This window comes from Rhizobium ruizarguesonis (assembly GCF_012349115.1).
In the GTDB taxonomy this organism is placed as follows: domain Bacteria; phylum Pseudomonadota; class Alphaproteobacteria; order Rhizobiales; family Rhizobiaceae; genus Rhizobium; species Rhizobium ruizarguesonis.
The window spans coordinates 21,483-40,928 of sequence record NZ_PQIG01000067.1; the positions used below are offsets into that span (position 1 = coordinate 21,483).

A 19,446-nucleotide genomic window follows, 5' to 3' on the forward strand; every position below is an offset into this window, starting at 1 on the left:
TCCGATTATTTGACTGAACCAGCCAACAGGCCGCTGACGAGGTAACGGTTGAGGAAAATGACGACGAGAGCGGGGATGACGATGGCGATCGAGCCGCTCGCGGTGATGAGCCCGTAGTCGATGAAGTTCTTCGTTACGAATTCCGGGATCAGAACCGTTAGGGGCTTCGTCGCCTGCGGCGAAAAAATGAGCGGCACGAGATACTGTCCCCAGGCGCCAAGGAAGGTGAGGATCGCCGCTGCCGTCAGACCCGGTCCGGCCAGCGGCAGGACGATATTGAAGAAGATGTAGAGCCGGCCGGCTCCGTCGAGTTGCGCCGCCTCTTCCAGTGCGATCGGAAGAGCTTCGAACACGCTCCGCAGCAGCCATAGCGACAGGGGCAGGAAGGCCGAGACATAGATCAGCGAGACGCCCACATAGGTATCGACGAGATGCAGCTTGATCATGATCTGATAGAGCGGGATCAAAACTGCGTAAGCGGGAATAGCCAGTGTCGCGACGACGGCGATAAAAAGCACTTTCCGGCCAGGAAACTGAAGCCTGGTGAACGCGTAAGCTCCAAGAGAGGATATCGCGACGCAAAGCAGCGTGGCAGCGATTGAGGTCACCACGCTGTTGAGCAACGCGGCCCGGAACTGTTTGAACACCTCCACACCTCCGATCCGCGCAATATTGATGCCAAGCAGCCGCGAGTAGTGGTCCAGCGTAAAGTGCTGCGGGAAGAAGTTGATCGGTCGGGTCGAGAAGTCGTCGCTTGGAGTAACCGAACTCGCGATGGTCCAGTAGATCGGCCCTAAAGACCAGATCAACAGGACGACGACACCGGCCCAAATCATCATTCGATAGGCAATAGTGGATTTCATCAGTCGAACCGTGTGTTGCGGTAGACACGAAGGACGTAGACCAGCGAAATCAGCAAAGACACGAGAGTGATCACGACCGACAGCGCCATGCCATACGAGAAGCGGAGATTCTGGAAAGTTTCGAGGTAGATCTGGACGAGCACCGGTCGGGTCTCGAGGCTGGCACCCGCCAGAACCCAGGCCTCGTCGAAAAGATTGAAAGCATTCACGGTTGCGTTGGTCATGGCGACAGCGATCGCACTGCGAACCAGCGGAAGGGTTACCAATGTGAACATCTGAACGCGCGTGGCTCCATCGATCCGCGCAGCCTCATAGAGATGGGCAGGGATACTCTGCATCGCCGCAAGGACGATGACGATCGTCAAAGGCATCATGCGCCAGACGTGGACAATTGTTACGGCGACGATGGCGCTGGTGCGATCGTTGAACCAGACGTGATTTTCGAAGGGCAGCCCGAGCGCCGAAAGAATGCCGTTCAACAGACCCGCGCCAGGTTGATAAATCCAAAGCCAAATGACCGAGTTCACAACGCCGGGCAGCGCCCAGGGCAAGATCACTGCTGCGAGGACCCACTGCCGCCCGACCTTGATCTGATTGATGAGAGCGGCGGCAAGAACGCCGAACACGGTTTCGGCGACGACGGCCAGAACAACATACATGAGCGTGTTGCTCCAGGTCGTCGCGAGCTGGCCATCCGATAGCATTCGGCTGTAGTTCTCCAGACCGACGAATGGAGTGCCGGCCTGCATGGGGTTGACCCTGTGCAGGCTGTCCCAGACGGTTCTTCCCATCGGGTAGAAGACCAAAGCTGCCATCGTGATAACGATGGGCGACACCAACAGCAAGCCGAGCGTAGCGTCGGCGTTGAAGCCGACCCCACGCTTGCTCCTGGCCCCTTCGGACACCAAAGCAGTCATTGCGCCATTGCCTGCTTGGCGGCGGCAGCGATAGCCTCCATCGCCTGGTCGACGCTCATCTGTCCCTTGGCAGCGCTATTGATTGCTGTGTTTACGCCGCTGGAAAATTGCGGATACCAAGGCGGCGTGCCTTGCGGGAACAGCGGCTCAACGGTTTTGGACTGCGCCACCAGAGCGTCGCCGCTGTTCAGCTTTCCGGACTCGTTGAGTTCGGAAAGCGCCGACGTGCGTGTCGGCAGGAAGCCGTTCACGGCATTCTTCTTCTGGAAGTCCTTGCTGGTGAACCATTTGACGAAAGCGATCGCCGCCTCCTTGTTGGGAGAGACATTTGGAATAGCCAGCGCTTCCGGAAGGCCGAAGCTGCGCGTTTCACCGCTCGCCGTCGGCACAAGGATCGCTTCTACCTGGCCGGCGACTTTCGACTGCTTGGGGTCGTTCATCTGGCCGAGACGACCGGGCTCTCCGGAGATCATGATGCTGGTGATGCCCTGCCCGAACATGCTCTCATTGATCTGGCTGTCTTTCAGGCCGGTAGACGCCGGATCGACCAGCCCTTCCTTGAGGAGCATCAGCTCGAAAGCAAGCGCCTTGTAACCAGCCGAATCCGGCGAGGTGAACAGCGGATTGAAGTCCTTGTCGAAGAGTTCGCCACCAAACGCCTTGGTCAGCAAATACCAGCTCGTTGACGCGCCTTCGGTTGCCGAAACCGGCAGGCCGATCGGATACTCGACAATGCCCTTTTCCTTGATTTTCTTGGCGGCAGCGACCAGGCCGTCCAATGTTTTCGGCATCTCGGTGATGCCTGCATCCGCGAAATGCTTCTTGTTGACGAGCATCACCCGGAAGTCGTTGGTGTAGGGAATTCCCAATAACTTGCCGTCGACCGTGAAGATCTTGGCAACGCCGATATCTTTCACCGTGTCGGCGTCGATGACGTCGTCAAGCGGCATATACCAGCCGGCCGCGCTGAACTGACCGGTCCAGGACCAATCGAACTCGGTCACGTCAGCTGGCGCTGTCCCGGCAACCAAGGCTGTCACCAGCTTCGGGCGGATGTCGTCCCAAGACAGGGTCTGCAGGTCGACGTGAATGCCGGTTTCGGCCTCGAAGTCAGAGGCGATGTTCGGTCCCTGCGGCGATGGCATGAGCACCGTGATCGACTGACCGGCAAGCGGCTTGGCGTCCTGGCCAAGAGCGGGTGCGGCGATTGCCAAGGCCGCTGATGCAAGTAGAGGCAAGATCAATTTATGCATGTTCCCATCCTTCATTATTCTTGAGCTCAATTCACTGGGATGCGCGGTCACCGCCTTCGGCCGTGGCCACGATTTGCCCGAACCAGCCATCGTCCAATGGCCAGTCGAGAAGCTGGGCGGCAGCCAGGAGCGCGCCGCCAATCGGGGGAAGTTTCGGCAAAGCCGGAGGCCTGCCAATTCGGCGTTCAAGCGCCTCCAAAAGCAGCCGGCTCGAAAAAGTGCCGCCAGCATAGGTCCAGTCGGCACCCGGATCGCAGTGGCCGGCAATTGCCTCATGATGCTTCGCCAGTTCATCGGCAGCCTGCTCGATCAACCCGATCGCCCCTTTGTCGCCACCAAGTGCGATCTGATCGACGAGGGCTGAAATTGCTGCAATGCCTGCCCGTGGTTCCGCCAGGGAGCTAGCCCAATCGCCGAGCCCATTCATAGGATTGCTCGGGTCAATGCAAAGGTGGACAAACAAGGCCTTTGCGAGAGCCGTTGCCGGAGCACGCCCGTCCAAGCTTTGGCTGACGAGATTGAGCGCCTTCTGCCCGATCCAATGGCTGCTGCCCTCGTCACCGATGAGATCTCCCCAGCCGCCGGTGCGCGCCGACTGGCCTTTGGAATTACGCGCCCATGCCATTGAACCCGTGCCGGAAAGTATGAGGATACCCGGCTCGCCCGCAAAAGCACCAAGGTGGGCGGCGTCGACATCGTTGAGGACACGCCGGTGGACGTTTGGGAACGTGCGCTCGATCGCATCCCGTTGTAGAACCGACAGGCGCTCAACCTCGCCGTAGGCGGGCAGCGCTGCGGCGACGGCCGCCAGATTTCCTTCATCGCGAAAGGGAAGGAGATGCTGCTCCAGCTCCTGGAGCCAATTCGGATTGTCCATGGGATTGACGCCATGGCCGCGGGAACGCCGCAATATCCGGCCACGCTTGTCCGCGAGGGCAACCAGCACCTTGCTTCCGCCACCGTCGATGCCGAGGATCAGCGCGTCGCTCACTCTTTCGCCCTCAGATCCGCGATCGTTGCGTCGACGCCGAAGTTGACAAGCTCGTCGCGCCAATGGCGCGAAAGCCCGGAATCGGTAATGACTTTCGCGTTGTCCAGCGGCGCGACCTTGTAGGTCGCCGTGGTTCCGAATTTCGAGGAATCGGCTAGGACGAAACGATTGGCCGACCGAGCCAGCATGCGCCGGTTGAGGCTCGCTTCCGCACTGTCCACGCTGTAGATCGCACCATCGGCACTAATGGCGCTGGCGCCAAGAAAGAGCTGGTCGAACCATAATGTTTCCAGCATTGCCTCTGCCTGAGGTCCGACAAGCGACGCATTCTCGCTACGCAACTGACCACCGAGAAGCACCACCTCCAAATTCGGAATATTCAGGAATTCCTGCGCTACCGTCAGGCCGTTGGTGAATATCCTGAGCGGCATGGGGTTGATGCGAACGAGGCGCGCAAGCTGCAGGACGGTCGTTCCTGCGTCGAGAAAGATTGCCGTGCGCGGATGAAGCAGATCGTAGGCCGCGGTGGCAATCGCCCGCTTGGCCGATAGATGGCGCTTTTCCCGCTCCTGAAATGCAACCTCAACCGATGATCCTTCGGCAATGCGCGCTCCGCCATGCACGCGATCAATGGCTCCCTCCTGCTCAAGGATCTGCAGGTCTCTACGAACCGTGGCAAGCGATGCTCCGATCGCATCGGCAAGAGCCTGGATGGTCGAAAAGCCGTTCGCGTAGAGGTGGCTGCGAATGGCATCCAGCCGATCGACCTTCACTCCAACTGCCTGGCTCAAACGAAAATCTCCCTCACGACCAATCCCAATTTCGATCACATTTCCATTTCAAATGATCAATGTCAATCAATTTTATGACGTTTTTTGATTTATTGGATAATGACTGGAATGAAAAAAAGACGCGCCGTGAATTCACGGCGCGCCTGAAACGAATGAACTGCCATGCGCTTGTGGCTGGCTTATCCGCGGGATCTCACTGATATTTCGGCAGCAAATCGCCGTGCGCATCGATCAGGTCGTCGACAAGGTTCCAGATTTGGTCTGGAGACAATTCTGCAGACGTATGCGGATCGAGCAGAGCGGCTTGGTAGATGCGCTCGCGGTTTCTTGTAAGAGCCGCCTCGACCGTCAACTGCTGCACGGAAACGCTCAAGTTCATGACGGCGGAAAGCTGAGAAGGGATCCGACCGACCCGGACCGGCTGAATTCCGTTTCTATCGACATGGCAAGGCACTTCCACGATGCATTCATCGGGTAGATTCTCGATCAGGCCGTTGTTTGGGACATTGCCGTATATCAGCGCCGGGTTGCCAGTGACCGCGGCATGAATGATACCGGCGGCATATTCGTTGCTGCGGCACACCCCGATCGGCTTGTCGCCTTCCAGTTCCTTGCGCAGGGCATGCCACTCTTTGATCTGCACTTCGCAGCGCCGGATGTATTCGTCCAGCGGGATATTGAGCTGATCGATCAGATCCCCTCGTCCTTCCTTGATGTACCAGGAGGTATATTCGGAGAAATGCTCGCTGGATTCGGTGACGAAGTGGCCGAGCCGTTTGAGCACATCGAACCGCACCCGATCGTCCGGCGGAACGCGGCCATCGGCGGCGAGAGCGTTCAGTCTCGGATAAAGGTCTTCCCGTCGTCCGTCGCTGTGAACTTTCTCATATTTCAGGAAGAAGGCGATGTGATTGATCCCAGCCGAAACGTAATTCACGTCGGCAATGTCCTCGCCGAGGCATTGCGCGAGATGCGCGGCTGTGTGCTGCACACTATGACACAAGCCGACGGTGCGGATTTCCGGGGCCAGATCCTTGATTGCCCAGCAGTTGATGGCCATCGGGTTGACGTACTGCATCAGAAGAGCCCGCGGGCAAACCTCCTGCATGTCTCGGCAGATCGCCTCAAGGACTGGTATCGTCCGCAAACCGCGGAAAATGCCGCCGATGCCAAGAGTGTCGGCGATCGTCTGACGCAAGTCATATTTTTTTGGAATGTCGAAATCCGTGACGGTCGCCGGCTTGTAGCCGCCGACCTGCATCATGAGGATGACGAAATCAGACCCGCGCAGCGCTTCCCGCCGGTCGAGGGTGGCGTCGATCCTGACGCTTGAAAGCTTAAGCGACTCGCAGATCCGGCGAGCGACGATCTCTGACGTCTTCAGTCGCTCTGGATCGATATCGAAGAGGCTGATGACGTAGTCGCCGCCTCTCTGCGAGGACAGTACATCTCCCAGAATGTTCTGGGCAAAAACGGTGCTACCAGCGCCTACCAGGCAAATCTTCGGCATTGCAATCTCCCCATCGGTTGTGATTGCTTGTTGCTCCTTCTAGATCAGAATTTCTTCCTGGCATCGGGCCATTAATTCCGGGATTCGAGTCTTCTGCAAATGAAACATACCCAAAGCCGCGGCGAATGGATTGGATCCCGAGGGGAGTTCCTGATCGAGCGTCACATCGCTGATGCGATGGCCGCACCGCATTGGCACGACCACGTTGAATTAAACCTGCTCATGGAAGGCCGGATGACCTACCTTTTTAATGGAAGGCAGGAACAGGTGGAGGCCGGCCGCCTGGTTTTATTCTGGGCCGCAATTCCGCATCAGACGATCGCTGTTGCCGAAAACGCGCCGCTCGTATGCCTCTATCTTCCCCTTATCGATTTCCTTGGTCTGCCGGTGGACAGAAAGGCCAGGCAGTCGATCATGCAGGGGAGGTTTCTGGCGCAAGCAAATCCGGAAACAATGGATGCGTTGACACTCCCACGTTGGGAAAAGGAATGGCAGAGCGGCAGTGCGGCAAGACGGAAACTGGTCGTGGAGGAAGTACGACTGCGAATACGACGTCTGATCCTGGACAATGCTGAAAGCGACAATTCGCCAACGTATGTCTCTCCGACATCGTTGGCCGGCCACGCGGTGCGACGCGTCGAGCTGCTGATCGATCTCATCAATTCCCGCTACGCAGATCCGACAAGCGTACCCGATCTCGCAAAGCTTGCGGGAATGCATCCAAGCACCGCCAACAGCGCTTTCCGGGAGGTTTTGGGAATATCGGTCAACGAATATCTGACCCGACATCGGATTGCCCGGGCGATGCAGCTTCTGACAGACACGGACGTTCCGGTCCTCCAGATCGGTTTTGACTGCGGGTTCGGTTCCAGCAGTCGCTTCTACGAAATTTTCAAGGAGCGAACGGGTACGACACCCCGTCATTTCCGAGAAGCGGTGAACTCCAAGAACACTCCGGCACCTTGATGGGACTCAAACCGATGAGGTCGTGATGGCTCTGGGTGCTCCCCTATTTCGGCTCACCACCTGAGCAGATGCGTGCGGCTTGCGCTTCGACCTCGCGCGGATCCAGCGTCGCCGTTTGGTCCCGGCGATAGATCTCGGCGGAAATAACCGCCAGGCATCGATCAAAATCGGAGGGACGGATGAGGATCGCGCCACCAACGATGATCGCGGAAAGCAAGATCGCTCCTGCCAGCAGAATATCACTTCTGACCATGGTCACCCAGTGCGACCGCCGTACGGCATTAGTGGAGCGTGCCGCTGATCACCATTTTTGACACGAATGCGGAAAGAAGCTGGCTATCGAAATGGCCCGGCGAATTCATCATCATGTTGATCGCCTCTGCTTGCGAGAAGGCGCGCTTATACGGCCTGATCGTGGTCAGCGCTTCGTAAACGTCGCAAATCGCCGCAAGCCGGGCGACGTAAGGGATCTTCTTTCCGGCGAGCCGGCCAGGATAGCCCGAGCCATCGAACTTTTCGTGGTGATAGCGACAAATGTCGAGCACCTGCTTTGGGACATGCGCGACATGAGAAATCAGCTCATATCCCCGCTGAGGATGCCCGCGCACAAGATCCATTTCCTCGGCCGTCAGCTTACCGGGTTTCGCCAAAATTTCGTCCGGAAGCGCCATTTTTCCAAGATCGTGAACCAGTCCACCCAGTCCCAATACCCGCACATCCTCTTCTCCATGACCGAGGCTGCGCCCTAGGGTGATCATCAACGCGCTTACCGCCAGTGAGTGGAGGAACGTCAGCTCATCTTTTTCCTTCAGCTTTGCGACTGCGATCAGCGCACCGGCGTTGTCGAAGGCTGCCGACATGATCCGCTCCACAGCTGCGCTTGCCGCATCACTGGCAAAAGAGGCTTTGATCCTGGCGTGGGCAAGCATTTGACGGATCTGCGGTCTTGTATCCTCGACGCATTCCCTCGCTTGCTTGATATCCTTTGCCGAAAACACGGCACGAAGCTGGGCGTCAAACGCAGTCCGGTCGATGTCCTGCGGCCCGCCCGGATCGACATCCGCGCCTTTTCCGACGTCGATCACGACCGTCATCAGACGGCTTGCCATCAAACTATCGACCTGACCGGCGGCCGAGATCAGGAACGGCTTGAACCGACGTGTCCTGTCTTCCCCCTCGATTTCGACGTCCTCGACATACATTCCGACCCGCAATTGGCTGACATGTATCCGTTTTCGCATCTCTGATCCGTTCAAAATGATCTTGGTACTCAAGCGTAGTCTCAGGTATCCGGGGCTGGCCCGAGCGCGAAAACCTCGCTCTGGCTATAGGGCTCCGGCACGGGTCTTGTCTTGGTTGAGCCGTTGTCCATGCTGCTCTAAAATAGCCGCGGCAACCGTTCGATCGACTGCTTTCGAAAACAGATAGCCCTGTCCGAGCTTGCAGCCGAGCTGGCTCAATTGAACAGCTTGGGGTTCTGTTTCAATCCCTTCTGCGACGACCCGGATTCCCAGCTTGTGAGCTATTCCGATCAGGCCCTCGACGATGAAAGTCCCTGCGTCGCCCGGCACCATGCGGTCGATGAAGGACTTGTCGATCTTGATGATGTCGACCGGCACCGTCAGCAGGTGGGTCAAAGACGCGTAGCCCGTGCCGAAGTCGTCGAGGGCAACCCGCAAGCCCTTGGACCGAAGAGCCTTTATCTCGTCCGCTACGACATAGTCCCGTTGCCCGAGATAAACCGATTCCGTCACCTCGAGGATGATGTGCTCGAGAGGAACCTCTGCTTCCCCGAAAATACGGCACAGCCTGTCTTGCAGATTACCGCCGCGAAAATCTGCGGCGGACAGATTGATGCCGACATGTTGGAGAGGAAGGCCCCGGGCGAGCCAGCTCCGGATGTCCCCTGCAACCCTGACCAACATGCGTTGAGTGAGCTCAGCAGCAATATGGGCGTCTTTCGTCGCCTCATGGAAATGCGCTGCGGCTATGATTTCGCCGGAAGGCGTGGTCATTCGACACAAGGCTTCGAAACCGACGATTTCCCGCGTATCGAGGCGCAAGATCGGCTGGTAATGCGCGTCGATCCGATCGTCTTCCAGGGCGACACCCACATCGCGAACCGCCCTGAAGCGTCGGGTCAGGGCAGTGCCCAGGCCGGGATAGTGTTGCACGTACCGACCACGGTTGTGTTCTTTCGCATGATAGAGCGCCACATCGGCGTTCTGGCGGATCTGGTCAGGGTTTGTTTCCGTCTCTGCCAACGCACCGCCAATCGTCGCGGCGGGAAAGACGACATGACCGTCGCACGTCGAAGGAGAGGACAACGCTTTGAAGATGTCTGTTGCCCTCGCATTCAGATCAAGGTCTTTGTCGTCCGACACAATGACAGCGAACTCATCTCCACCGAGCCTAAACGTGTTTTGGGAGCCTGCTGTCGTGGCGACCCGGTCTGCAACCACTTGAATCAATGCGTCGCCGGCTGCGTGCCCGAACGTGTCGTTCACGAGTTTCAAGTTGTCGATGTCCACCAGCAAGATGCCCCAGGCGCGCCGGGATCGAGGCAGCTCTTCGGCGAGAAGCTGGTTGAAACGAGCGCGATTCGACAGCCCTGTTAAAGCGTCGCTGTATGTCAGCCGCTGACGTTCCATCACCCGTTCTTCGCGATCGATGGCGATTGTGCAGAGATGGACACAAGCGTCGACGAGGTCCCGTTCGAGGGCCTTTGGACCGCGGTGGTCTCGATAGTAGAAGGCGAAGCTACCAATCACCCGCTCGCCACGCTTGATCGGGCTGGACCAGCAAGCCTTCAACCCCAGCGGAAGGACCAGGGACTTGAAATCCTGCCAACGCGGATCAGTCTCGATATCGCTGACAACGACCGCTTCTCCGAAATAGGCAGCAGCGCCACAGGAGCCCGCAAGAGGACCGGCTTCAAGACTGTCGACGGCCGCTGAATAGTGAGGCGGAAGGGAGGGGCCAGCGAGTGTGTGAAGACGGCTCCCGTCGAACGTCAGCACCGAAGCGATGATCCCAGGAACGGCGGCCTCAACCTTGAGGCAAAGTTGCTCTATCGTTGTTGCCAGCGGTTCCCCTTTGGCAATCATTTCCAGAATGGCATTCTGCAACTCAAGGATCATGACGTCACTTCCCGGAAGGAGACCCTCCGTACCAAACCGACTTTCAAATCAGGTTACGCCGTTGATTAGATTTTGATCGAATAGACGCCGAATGATCAGTTCAGGACCTGTCGTGTCGAGCTTCGCGTGCGAAAGGTGTTCGCCACCATTCTGACCTCCTTCTCGAACGGAGTAAGATTGACCGATGTCACGGTCATTCTCTAAAGACGATTATGAAATACAATCCTCAGTCGTGCCCTTGAGGCGCCGAGTCAGTGAGCACTGCATAATTTTCGAGAGTCAGAAATCAGCTTATCGGATATGGTTCGGAATGCGTTGCAATGTTTTGGCTATCGCCGCATAATGGAAATTGGCCTAAAAGATGATCGGTGGCGATAAATACGTTGGCTCCGTGGGAAAAGCATCGCTCGCGATCATCGCGCTGATGTTTCTGTCACTGACCACCCTCTTGTCGCTCTGGCTCATATCCAGTTACGAGACAGCTGTTCGCCGGGGCGATGAGCGTGTCAGCGCCGCTTCCAAAATCGTTGCAGCAAACGCGAATTGGTTGAATTCCCTTGCTCGGGAGACCCTGCATCGAATTGATGATGCTCTAGGGCCGAGTACATCTTTGCCCGGCCCGGACCGCGTGCGCGATCTCGACGCGGCCGTCTATGACCTTCCTCCTCAGGCGACTGCCTATATCATCGGGGCCGATGGAGAAACGCTCTATTCAAATGACCGCAATATCCGGCCGATCAACGTTACAGACCGCGACTACTTCGTTCGGCTGAGAAACGGTGCGGACGAATATACGTCCCCGCTGATCATCAGCCGCCTTTCCCAGCGGCAGATATTCGTCTTCAGCCGCAGGCTCGAACGAAATGGGGTGTTCGCCGGCGTCGCCGTGATTGCCTTCGACGCGAGCATCCTAAGGCCAATATGGGACGCAGTCGCGATCGGCGAGAACTCGATTGTCAGCCTCATAAGACGCGACGGGCAACTTATCGCCCGATACCCGGAACCCGCCGGACCAGTCGATATGCGAAACCACAAGCTGTTTACCGACTACATGAGGAAGGCGACATCAGGCACATATCGCTCCGTGTCACCAGTCGACAATGAAGACCGCCTGGTCGGATACCGAATCCTCGAACGCACCCCTTTTGTGGCCATTGCTTCGGCAGATATCCATGTGATCATGCAGCCCTTTTGGGAGGATGCCAAAATCGCGGCTTTGCTGGTCGCTTTCGCCCTTGTCGGCGCATTGGCAGCTGCATTGTGGATTCAGAACCTCATCAAGGTGGACACATTGCACACAAGGCAGCTTGCGGATGCGTTGCGATCGAATGAAACGCTCATGCGCGAGATACACCATCGCGTGAAGAACAACCTGCAGACGGTGATGGCCCTGCTGCGCTTGCAGGGTTTTGAACCGGAGGCCGTTCAAAAATTAAATGAGCGGATCTCTGCGATGTCCGCAGTTCACGAGCAGATGTACGGCTTCGACCAGTTTAGCGGAATATCTGCTCGAGAATTCATTCCATCATTCGTCAGGACGCTCGTCGACGTCCATGGTCGCGCCGTTTCCGTTGACTTTGAAATCGACGACATCGTGATCGCAGCCGACAAGGCAACGCCGTTTGCCCTCCTGCTCAACGAGTTGATTGCCAACAGCATGAAATACGCGTTCGACGGGCGGGCATCCGGAAACATTCGCGTCATGCTGCGCGTGACCGAAGGAGAGGGATCCCAACTTACCGTCGCTGACGACGGGATTGGATTCGATGGCCGATCGGACAGCGCCGGGATGGGGACGCGGCTGATTAAAGCCTTCGTCAATCAACTGCATGGCGAGGCGAGATACAATCGCCTGGAAGGGACCCAGTTTATGGCAACACTCAAGCTGACCGATTGAGCGAGAGCTCATTCGAAGCCACCTTGCTGCCCAAAGCAAGCCTTCGGTTATCTCCGCTGCATCGGGGAACACTTTTCATCGAGTTGGGGCGACACATTTTCCAGGTGCCCAGCCGCTCGCGCGGGATTTTCCTCGCGTCGGCTTTGCTGAGTTCAGATGTCACTGGGAGCAGAACATGACGAAAGTTCCAACCATAGCTCGTATCTGGCGTGGCCGCACGAAGCCGGAACTCGCTGATGAGTATGAAGCCTACAACAGCGCAGAGGGAATTCCTCCACTGTTAAAGACAGCACTCGACGTTCAACTGTTGCGCGAAGACCGTGAGGATGAGACCTGGTTCACGACAATTTCGTACTGGGCGGATATGGAATCGATGACCGCGTTTACGAAAGGCGATCCACGGCAGCTTCATCATCTGGAGCGCGACGCAGAACTACTTTGCGAACTTCCCGAGCGTATCCAGATCCACAAGATAGTGGTCCCGCCTAGACTGCGCTGAAAATAGCCCGCCTCTTCGCATGTCTCTGCGAGCTCTCTGCTGGTGTTGGAAGATCATAGGCACGACGTCGGCACGACATCCGAAACGTTTTGGCTTGACTCCCAAAACGTTTTGGAGAATCTTTTTCTCACTTCGGGAGGAAGATCTTGGCTAATCTCAAACAACTCGCGCAATCGCTCGGACTGTCGATCACCACGGTGTCGCGTGCGCTCGACGGTTATGCCGATGTGTCGGCCGCCACGCGCGAACGGGTTCGTGAGGCCGCCGACAAGGTCGGCTACCGGCCGAATGCTTCGGCCCGTCGCCTCCGCAGGCAGCGCGCCGAGCTCGTTGCCGTCACGCTGCCGAGCGATCCTGGCCATATCGGTCCTCCGCATTTCCTCGATATGCTGTCCGGCTGTGCCGAACATCTTGCCGCTGCCGGCCTCAATCTGGTGATTGCGCCGGTGCCGCGTGGCGAGAGCGAACTCGACATCTGCCGCCGCTTCGTCGATGGCCGTCGCGTCGACGCCATGCTTCTCGTCCGCACCAAACGGAAGGACGAGCGCGTCGAATTTCTGCAGTCGCGCGGCATTCCCTTCGTCACCAACGGCCGCACGGAAAGCCTGCTGCCCCATCCCTATATCGACGGCGACGGTTTTGCCGGCTTCCGGGCCGCGACGCTGCGCTTCCATGCTGCCGGCCACCGCCGTATCGGCCACATCGCCGGCCCGCAGGAATATTACTTCGCACATGACCGCTGCCGTGGCTGGCGGGCGGCGATGGAGGAATGCGGCCTTGCCACCGACCTCTGCGCCGAAGGCGCGCCGTTGGAACAGGGCGGTTATCTCGCCGCACTCGAACTTCTGCGCCAACCCTCGCGTCCGACCGCACTCGTCTGCGCCACCGACGAAATGGCGATCGGAGCGCTCCGGGCGCTGCGCGAGGTCGATGGCGGCAACCAGATCAGCATTGTCGGCCATGACGACCTGGCGATGGGCGCGTTCACAAGCCCGCCGCTGTCCACCATGCGCATGACCGGCGAAAACCTCGGCGCGAGCTTCGCCTCGCTGCTGCTGCGCGCCATTGCAGGCGAACCTGCCGAAGAACTCCAGGAGCTTCACGCGATCGAATTCGTCGATCGCGACAGCCATCGCCGTCCCGCCAAGGCGGCATAGACAGCCGTGCATCTCAAACAAAGAACAATGAAGGAGGAGAAGATGAAACATATCCTACCACTTGGAATTCTGGCTTCGACGGTGCTGGCCTTCGCCTCGCCGGTGCTGGCCCAGACGGTTTTCGTGTCCACCCAGCTTCGTCCGATCGAGGAGGCGACCGTCGTCCGTGAGGAGCTCCTGAAGGACGTCGGCTCGGTTGACTACGTGGTTGAGGAACCACCGCAGTTTGCGGTGCGCATGGAAGCCGAACGTCAGGCCGGCAAGCACACCGTCAGCCTCGTCGGCGCGCTGCATGGCGAGCTCTCGCCGCTTGCCGACAAGGACACACTGGAACCGCTTGACGATCTCGCCAAGAAGCTGGCAGCGAGCGGCATGCCGCAGTCATTGCTCGACCTCGGCAAGCTCGGCAAGTCGACCCAGCAGTACATCCCGTGGATGCAGGCGACCTATGTGATGGCCGCCAAGAAGGAAGCGCTGCAATACCTGTCCGCCGGCGCCGACGTGAACGCGCTGAACTACGATCAGTTGATCGAGTGGGGCAAGAATATGCAGGAGGCCACAGGCCAGCCGCAGATCGGCTTTCCCGCCGGCCCGAAAGGCCTGATGGCGCGTTATTTCCAGGGCTATTTCTATCCCTCCTTCACCGGCGGCGTCGTGCGTACTTTCCAGAGTGCCGATGCGGCCGCCGGCTGGGAGAAGCTGAAGGCGCTATGGGCCCATGTCACGCCGAACTCGACCAGCTATGACTTCATGCAGGAGCCGTTGGCTGCCGGCGAAGTCATGGTCGCCTGGGACCATATCGCCCGCCTGAAGAATGCCATTTCCGCAGCACCTGACGATTATGTCGTCTTCCCGGCGCCTGCGGGTCCGAAGGGCCGCGGCTATATGCCGGTCGTTGCCGGTCTCGCCATTCCGAAGGGTGCACCCGACAAGGCCGGCGCCGAAAAGGTCATCGAGCACCTTTCGATGCCGGAGACGCAGCTCCTGACTGCCTCCAAGGTCGGCTTCTTCCCGACGCTGAACGTCAAGCTGCCGCCGGATCTCGATGACGGCGTCGCCCTGCTCGCCGGTGCCGTCACCGCCACCCAGGCTTCCAAGGACGCGGTCATCTCGCTGCTCCCGGTCGGCCTCGGCGACAAGGGCGGCGAGTTCAACAAGGTCTACATGGACAGTTTTCAGCGCATCGTGCTGCAGAACGAGCCCGTCGCAGACGTGCTGAAGGCCCAGGGCGCGACGATGGCCAAGCTGATGACCGACACGAAAGCTGCCTGCTGGGCGCCGGATGCCAAGAGCGATGGCCCCTGCCCGGTCGAATAAATCGGCCCATGAAGCGTCCGGACGAAATGCCCGGGCGCTCTTTCAACCCTCTGCTCGTCGAGGCGGGAGCCGATGACCAATAGCCGACCCTGGATCCCCTATCTGCTGATCCTGCCATCCGTCGCCTTCCTGGCGCTGCTGTTCGTCGTGCCGCTGGTGCAGACGATCTGGCTGGCCGTGTCGGATAATGGCGCGCCATCGCTTGCCAATGCCGAGCGCATGGTAACCGACATCAATTTCACCCGCTCGGTGAAGAACACCTTCCTGCTGACGATCGCGGTCGTGCCGGTGCAGATCGCCTTGGCGCTGGCCATGGGCACGATGGTCGCCAAGGTCGGCCGCGGGCGCGAGACGATCCTGTGGATCTGGACGATCCCGCTCGGCATTTCCGATCTCGCCGCCGGTCTCGTCTGGCTGTCGATCCTGCAGAATACCGGCTATCTGAATTCGCTGCTCTTTGGCCTCGGCATCATCGGCCGGCAGGCAAGCTGGCTCTCCTATCAGACGCCGGTCGCGCTCTTCCTCGCGATTGCGGTTGCCGAAATCTGGCGCGGCACGGCCATCGTCATGGTCATCATCGTCGCCGGCCTTAACCAGGTGCCGAAGGAGTTCAAGGAAGCCGCCGAAATCTTCGGCGCGGGTCCGTGGACGCGCTTCTGGCGCATCACGCTGCCGCTGATCCGTCCCGCCCTGCAATCGGCGCTGATCCTGCGCACCGTGCTCGCCTTCGAAGTCTTCGCGGTGGTCTATGCGCTCGGCGGGCGCAATTTCCCGGTCCTCGTCGGCGAGGCCTACAACTGGCAGAACCAGAACCAGAATTACAGCGTCGCCGCCGCCTACGCGGTGTTGATCATGATCATCTCGCTTGCCGCCACGCTTATCTATCTCAAAGCCTTGAAGGTCGATCCGGAGCGCCTGCCATGACCACGGATACCATCAGCACGACCGCGGACACCCCCAACACCGCCGGCTTCGTCTCCTCGCGGCGCTGGCTTTTGTGGAGCGGCATCGCCGCGCTTTGCGCCTGGGTACTGGTGCCGATCTATCTGGTGGCGCTCGGTGCACTCGGCGGCCGCCAGGGCGTCTACATCTGGCCGAAGACCGGTCTTCCCACTGGCATATCGCTGGAACCCTTCATTCTCTTCCTGAAGACCGAAGGCGTCGTCCAGTCCTTCCTCAATTCGCTGGGCGCAGCCGGCATCACGGTGGCGCTTTCGATCCTGCTCGGCGCGCCGGCCGGTTATGCGCTCGCCCGCTACGATTTCCGCGGCAAGGACAGCTACCGCCTTCTGGTGCTGCTGACCCGCGCTTTCCCGCTGGCAATCCTGGCATTGCCGCTGACCGTCTCCTTCATCCGGCTCGGCCTCTACGATACGATCCTCGGCGTCGGCCTGATCCATACGGTGCTGGCGCTGCCTTTTGCGGCACTCGTCACCCAGGGCATTTTCCTCGGCGTGCCGAAGGAGTTGGAGGAAGCCGCCTGGGTATTCGGCTGCACCCGCATCCAGGCCTTCTTCAAGGTAGTGGCACCCTTGGCGCTTCCCGGCATCGTCGCAACCGCGGTCTTTGCCTTCGTCATCTCGTGGAACGAGGTCTTTGCCGCCTCGGTGCTGACGGTGCGCAACCGCACGCTGACCGCCTACCTGCTGACCGTGCTTTCGGAAAGCCCGATGCATTACCGTTTTGCCGGGGGGCTGATGCTCATCCTTCCCTCGGTTGTCTTCATCTTCGCGGTCAGGCGCTACCTCTTCGCGATCTGGGGCATTTCCTCCAAGTAACGGGACCAGAGATATGGCCAACATTGTCATCGACCGCATCCGCAAGAGCTTCGGAGCCTTCCAGGCGCTGAAAGAGGTCTCGCTGACGATCAACGACGGCGAATTCGTCTCGCTGCTCGGTCCATCCGGCTGCGGCAAGACCACGCTGCTGCGCATCATCGCCGGCCTCGAGACGGCTACATCGGGAGATATCCGCATCGGCGACAAGTCGGTGATCGGCCTTGCACCCCGGGATCGCGGCCTTGCGATGGTCTTCCAGAACTACGCCGTCTTTCCGCATATGACGGTCTATGAGAACGTCGCCTTCGGGCTGCGGATGCAGAAGGTCGACGACGCCAGAGTGAAGGCGCAGGTCGAGAAGGCCGCCGGCCTCCTGCATATCGAGCCATATCTCGACCGCTACCCGAACAAGCTTTCCGGTGGTCAGCGCCAGCGCGTCGCGGTCGCTCGTGCCCTTGCCGTCGAACCGAAGGTTCTGCTGATGGACGAGCCGCTCTCGAACCTCGACGCGCTGCTCCGCCTGGAAATGCGCACCGAACTCAAGACGGTGCTGCAATCGGCAGGCACGACGACGATCTATGTCACTCACGACCAGACAGAAGCCATGGGCCTTTCCGACCGCATCGCCGTCATGCATGGCGGCGTGGTCGAGCAGGTCGGCCATCCGGTCGAGATCTACAATCACCCGGCAACACGTTTCGTCGGCGGCTTCATCGGCAACCCGCCGATGAACTTCATCAAGGTGCCGGTCGCAAACAGCCAGGTGGCGGCAGGCACCGAGCAGCTTGTCGTGCCGCAGGGGTCCGGCAATGAAGTGATCCTTGGCCTGCGCGGCGAAGCCGTCGAACTCGCGCCGCTGCCGCAGGGTCTCGAAATGAAGGTGCGCGTTGCCGAACCGATGGGCTCGCACCTGCTTCTGACCGGCTCGATCCACGACCAACCGGTGCGCGTCATCCTGCCGGCCTCGGAGACAGTAAGGAGCGGCGACACGATCGGCCTGAGGCTCGACCAGAAGCGCATCACCTGGCTTTCCCCCGAAAGCGGCAAGTCCTTTCCGTCCGTCCTGGCCTAAAAATATACCGGAGCATCCGAAATGAACACGCATACCGACCAGGCGAAGCGCATCCTCGCCGCCAACGATCGCGGCGGCTATACCGTGCCGACCGACCGGCTCTATCCCTTCCAGTGGAACTGGGATTCCGCCTTCGTCGCCATGGGCTTCGCGCTCTACGATATCGATCGCGCCTATCGCGAGCTGGAACGGCTGGTCGAAGGCCAATGGGCTGATGGAATGATCCCGCATATCGTCTTCCATGCGCCGAGCGAAACCTATTTCCCGGGGCCGAACGTCTGGCGCACAAACCATACGATCCCGACATCCGGCATAACCCAGCCGCCGGTCTTCGCGATCGCACTGCGCAAGCTGCACGAAGCTGCCGGCAAAGGCGCCGAAGAGCGCACCCTGCCCCTCTACGAGGCGGCGCTGAAATGGCATCGCTGGTGGTATTCCGCCCGTGATCCCGAAGGCACCGGGCTCGTCGCGCTTCTGCATCCGTGGGAAAGCGGCAGCGACAATTCTCCGGCCTGGGACATCGCGCTCGCCCGCGTGCCCACCACCACCGACACCCCCGTCGTGCGCAAGGATACCGGCCATGTCGATGCCGACATGCGTCCGCGCGACAAGGATTACCGCCGCTTCATTCATCTGGTCGATACCTATGCCGCCTGCGGCTGGGATCCGGCGAGACAATGGGAAAAGGCGTCCTTCAAGGTCGCCGAGATCCAGACAACCGCCATCCTGCTCAAGGCCGGCGAAGACCTCGAACACCTCGCCCGCCTCCTCGGCCGGACGGAGGACGCGATCGAGATCGCCGCCCTCAACGACCGCAGCCGCAAGGCGATGATGGCCCAATGGCGGCCGGACCTTGCCCGCTTTGTCTCGCGAGACCTGATCTCCGGCGAAGATGTCGAGGCTGCAACGCAAGCCGGCTTCATCCCCCTCCTCTCGCTGGACCTCGACAGGCAGGTTGCCGAAGCGCTGGTTTCGGAAATGAAGGTCTGGTCCAAGGATCTAAAGGTCGCCTTTCCGACGACGAAGCCTGGCATTGCGAGCTGGGAGCCGAAGCGTTACTGGCGCGGCCCCGCCTGGGCGATCATCAATTGGCTGCTGATCGACGGCCTCAAGCGCAATGGCTACGCGGATGTCGCCGAAGAGCTGCGGCAATCCACCATCGCAGCGATCGAGACGGAAGGTTTTGCCGAATATTTCGACCCGGTCACCGGCCAGGGCTGCGGCGGCCTCGGCTTTTCCTGGACGGCTGCCGCCTATCTGTGGCTTGAGCGAGGAGCAGTCCCCGCCTGAGTGCG

18 protein-coding genes are annotated in these 19,446 nt (G+C 59.5%); 9 read left to right on the forward strand and 9 right to left on the reverse strand.

Annotation, left to right across the window (positions count from 1 at the left end):
• Window positions 1–5: 5 nt before the first annotated feature.
• The 6 genes from C3Y91_RS09315 to C3Y91_RS09340 all read right to left on the reverse strand — a co-directional run bounded on the left by C3Y91_RS09315 (window position 6) and on the right by C3Y91_RS09340 (window position 6,325).
• Window positions 6–839 carry a carbohydrate ABC transporter permease gene (locus tag C3Y91_RS09315; protein ID WP_024321462.1) on the reverse strand — a complete coding sequence of 278 codons (834 nt, stop codon included), beginning with the start codon at window positions 837–839 and terminating at the stop codon, window positions 6–8.
• Window positions 840–862: 23 nt separating this feature from the next.
• Entirely contained in the window at window positions 863–1,780 is a 918-nt protein-coding gene (locus tag C3Y91_RS09320; RefSeq protein WP_018493585.1) for a carbohydrate ABC transporter permease, read from the reverse strand.
• On the reverse strand, window positions 1,777–3,033 hold the full coding sequence (locus tag C3Y91_RS09325) for an ABC transporter substrate-binding protein (RefSeq protein WP_130676365.1): 1,257 nt from the start codon (window positions 3,031–3,033) through the stop codon (window positions 1,777–1,779). Before C3Y91_RS09325 ends, C3Y91_RS09320 begins: the two co-directional genes overlap by 4 nt.
• Window positions 3,034–3,064: 31 nt before the next feature.
• A complete protein-coding gene (locus tag C3Y91_RS09330; RefSeq protein WP_168575267.1) occupies window positions 3,065–4,024 on the reverse strand; it encodes a BadF/BadG/BcrA/BcrD ATPase family protein in 960 nt (319 codons plus the stop codon).
• Window positions 4,021–4,815: a DeoR/GlpR family DNA-binding transcription regulator gene (locus tag C3Y91_RS09335; protein ID WP_024321466.1), complete on the reverse strand. Its 795-nt coding sequence runs from the start codon at window positions 4,813–4,815 to the stop codon at window positions 4,021–4,023. Before C3Y91_RS09335 ends, C3Y91_RS09330 begins: the two co-directional genes overlap by 4 nt.
• A 193-nt stretch (window positions 4,816–5,008) precedes the next feature.
• Complete coding sequence (locus C3Y91_RS09340) at window positions 5,009–6,325, reverse strand: alpha-glucosidase/alpha-galactosidase (RefSeq protein ID WP_130665654.1); 1,317 nt, start codon at window positions 6,323–6,325, stop codon at window positions 5,009–5,011.
• A 99-nt stretch (window positions 6,326–6,424) separates the two neighbouring features.
• On the opposite strand from C3Y91_RS09340, the gene C3Y91_RS09345 reads away from it, so the two are divergent.
• Window positions 6,425–7,291, forward strand: a complete 867-nt coding sequence (locus tag C3Y91_RS09345; RefSeq protein WP_130663192.1) for a helix-turn-helix domain-containing protein — start codon at window positions 6,425–6,427, stop codon at window positions 7,289–7,291.
• 43 nt (window positions 7,292–7,334) lie between these two features.
• Here the strand turns inward: C3Y91_RS09345 and C3Y91_RS09350 are convergent, their stop codons facing one another.
• The 3 genes from C3Y91_RS09350 to C3Y91_RS09360 form a co-directional block, all read right to left on the reverse strand.
• A complete protein-coding gene (locus tag C3Y91_RS09350; protein WP_245483719.1) occupies window positions 7,335–7,508 on the reverse strand; it encodes a hypothetical protein in 174 nt (57 codons plus the stop codon).
• 64 nt (window positions 7,509–7,572) lie between these two features.
• The gene (locus tag C3Y91_RS09355; protein ID WP_029767995.1) at window positions 7,573–8,532 is read right to left on the reverse strand and encodes an HD-GYP domain-containing protein; all 960 of its coding nucleotides are present in this window, start codon (window positions 8,530–8,532) and stop codon (window positions 7,573–7,575) included.
• Between the two features lie 84 nt (window positions 8,533–8,616).
• Window positions 8,617–10,431: a putative bifunctional diguanylate cyclase/phosphodiesterase gene (locus tag C3Y91_RS09360; protein ID WP_168575268.1), complete on the reverse strand. Its 1,815-nt coding sequence runs from the start codon at window positions 10,429–10,431 to the stop codon at window positions 8,617–8,619.
• 361 nt (window positions 10,432–10,792) lie between these two features.
• Here C3Y91_RS09360 and C3Y91_RS09365 point away from each other — a divergent pair, with 361 nt between their 5' ends.
• The 8 genes from C3Y91_RS09365 (at window position 10,793) to C3Y91_RS09400 (ending at window position 19,441) form a co-directional block, all read left to right on the forward strand.
• A complete protein-coding gene (locus C3Y91_RS09365) occupies window positions 10,793–12,328 on the forward strand; it encodes a sensor histidine kinase (RefSeq protein WP_168575269.1) in 1,536 nt (511 codons plus the stop codon).
• Window positions 12,329–12,503: 175 nt separating this feature from the next.
• Window positions 12,504–12,827 (forward strand): antibiotic biosynthesis monooxygenase family protein, encoded by a 324-nt coding sequence (locus C3Y91_RS09370; protein ID WP_130665656.1) that lies wholly within the window; start codon window positions 12,504–12,506, stop codon window positions 12,825–12,827.
• A 146-nt stretch (window positions 12,828–12,973) separates the two neighbouring features.
• Window positions 12,974–13,984, forward strand: a complete 1,011-nt coding sequence (locus tag C3Y91_RS09375) for a LacI family DNA-binding transcriptional regulator (protein WP_018493574.1) — start codon at window positions 12,974–12,976, stop codon at window positions 13,982–13,984.
• Between the two features lie 42 nt (window positions 13,985–14,026).
• Window positions 14,027–15,301: an ABC transporter substrate-binding protein gene (locus C3Y91_RS09380; protein ID WP_168575270.1), complete on the forward strand. Its 1,275-nt coding sequence runs from the start codon at window positions 14,027–14,029 to the stop codon at window positions 15,299–15,301.
• 72 nt (window positions 15,302–15,373) lie between these two features.
• Complete coding sequence (locus C3Y91_RS09385; RefSeq protein WP_033183136.1) at window positions 15,374–16,225, forward strand: carbohydrate ABC transporter permease; 852 nt, start codon at window positions 15,374–15,376, stop codon at window positions 16,223–16,225.
• A complete protein-coding gene (locus C3Y91_RS09390; protein WP_018071360.1) occupies window positions 16,222–17,079 on the forward strand; it encodes a carbohydrate ABC transporter permease in 858 nt (285 codons plus the stop codon). Before C3Y91_RS09385 ends, C3Y91_RS09390 begins: the two co-directional genes overlap by 4 nt.
• Window positions 17,080–17,092: 13 nt before the next feature.
• On the forward strand, window positions 17,093–18,151 hold the full coding sequence (locus C3Y91_RS09395) for an ABC transporter ATP-binding protein (RefSeq protein ID WP_130665658.1): 1,059 nt from the start codon (window positions 17,093–17,095) through the stop codon (window positions 18,149–18,151).
• Between the two features lie 21 nt (window positions 18,152–18,172).
• Window positions 18,173–19,441, forward strand: a complete 1,269-nt coding sequence (locus C3Y91_RS09400; RefSeq protein WP_168575271.1) for an MGH1-like glycoside hydrolase domain-containing protein — start codon at window positions 18,173–18,175, stop codon at window positions 19,439–19,441.
• The last annotated feature ends 5 nt before the right edge of the window (window positions 19,442–19,446 follow it).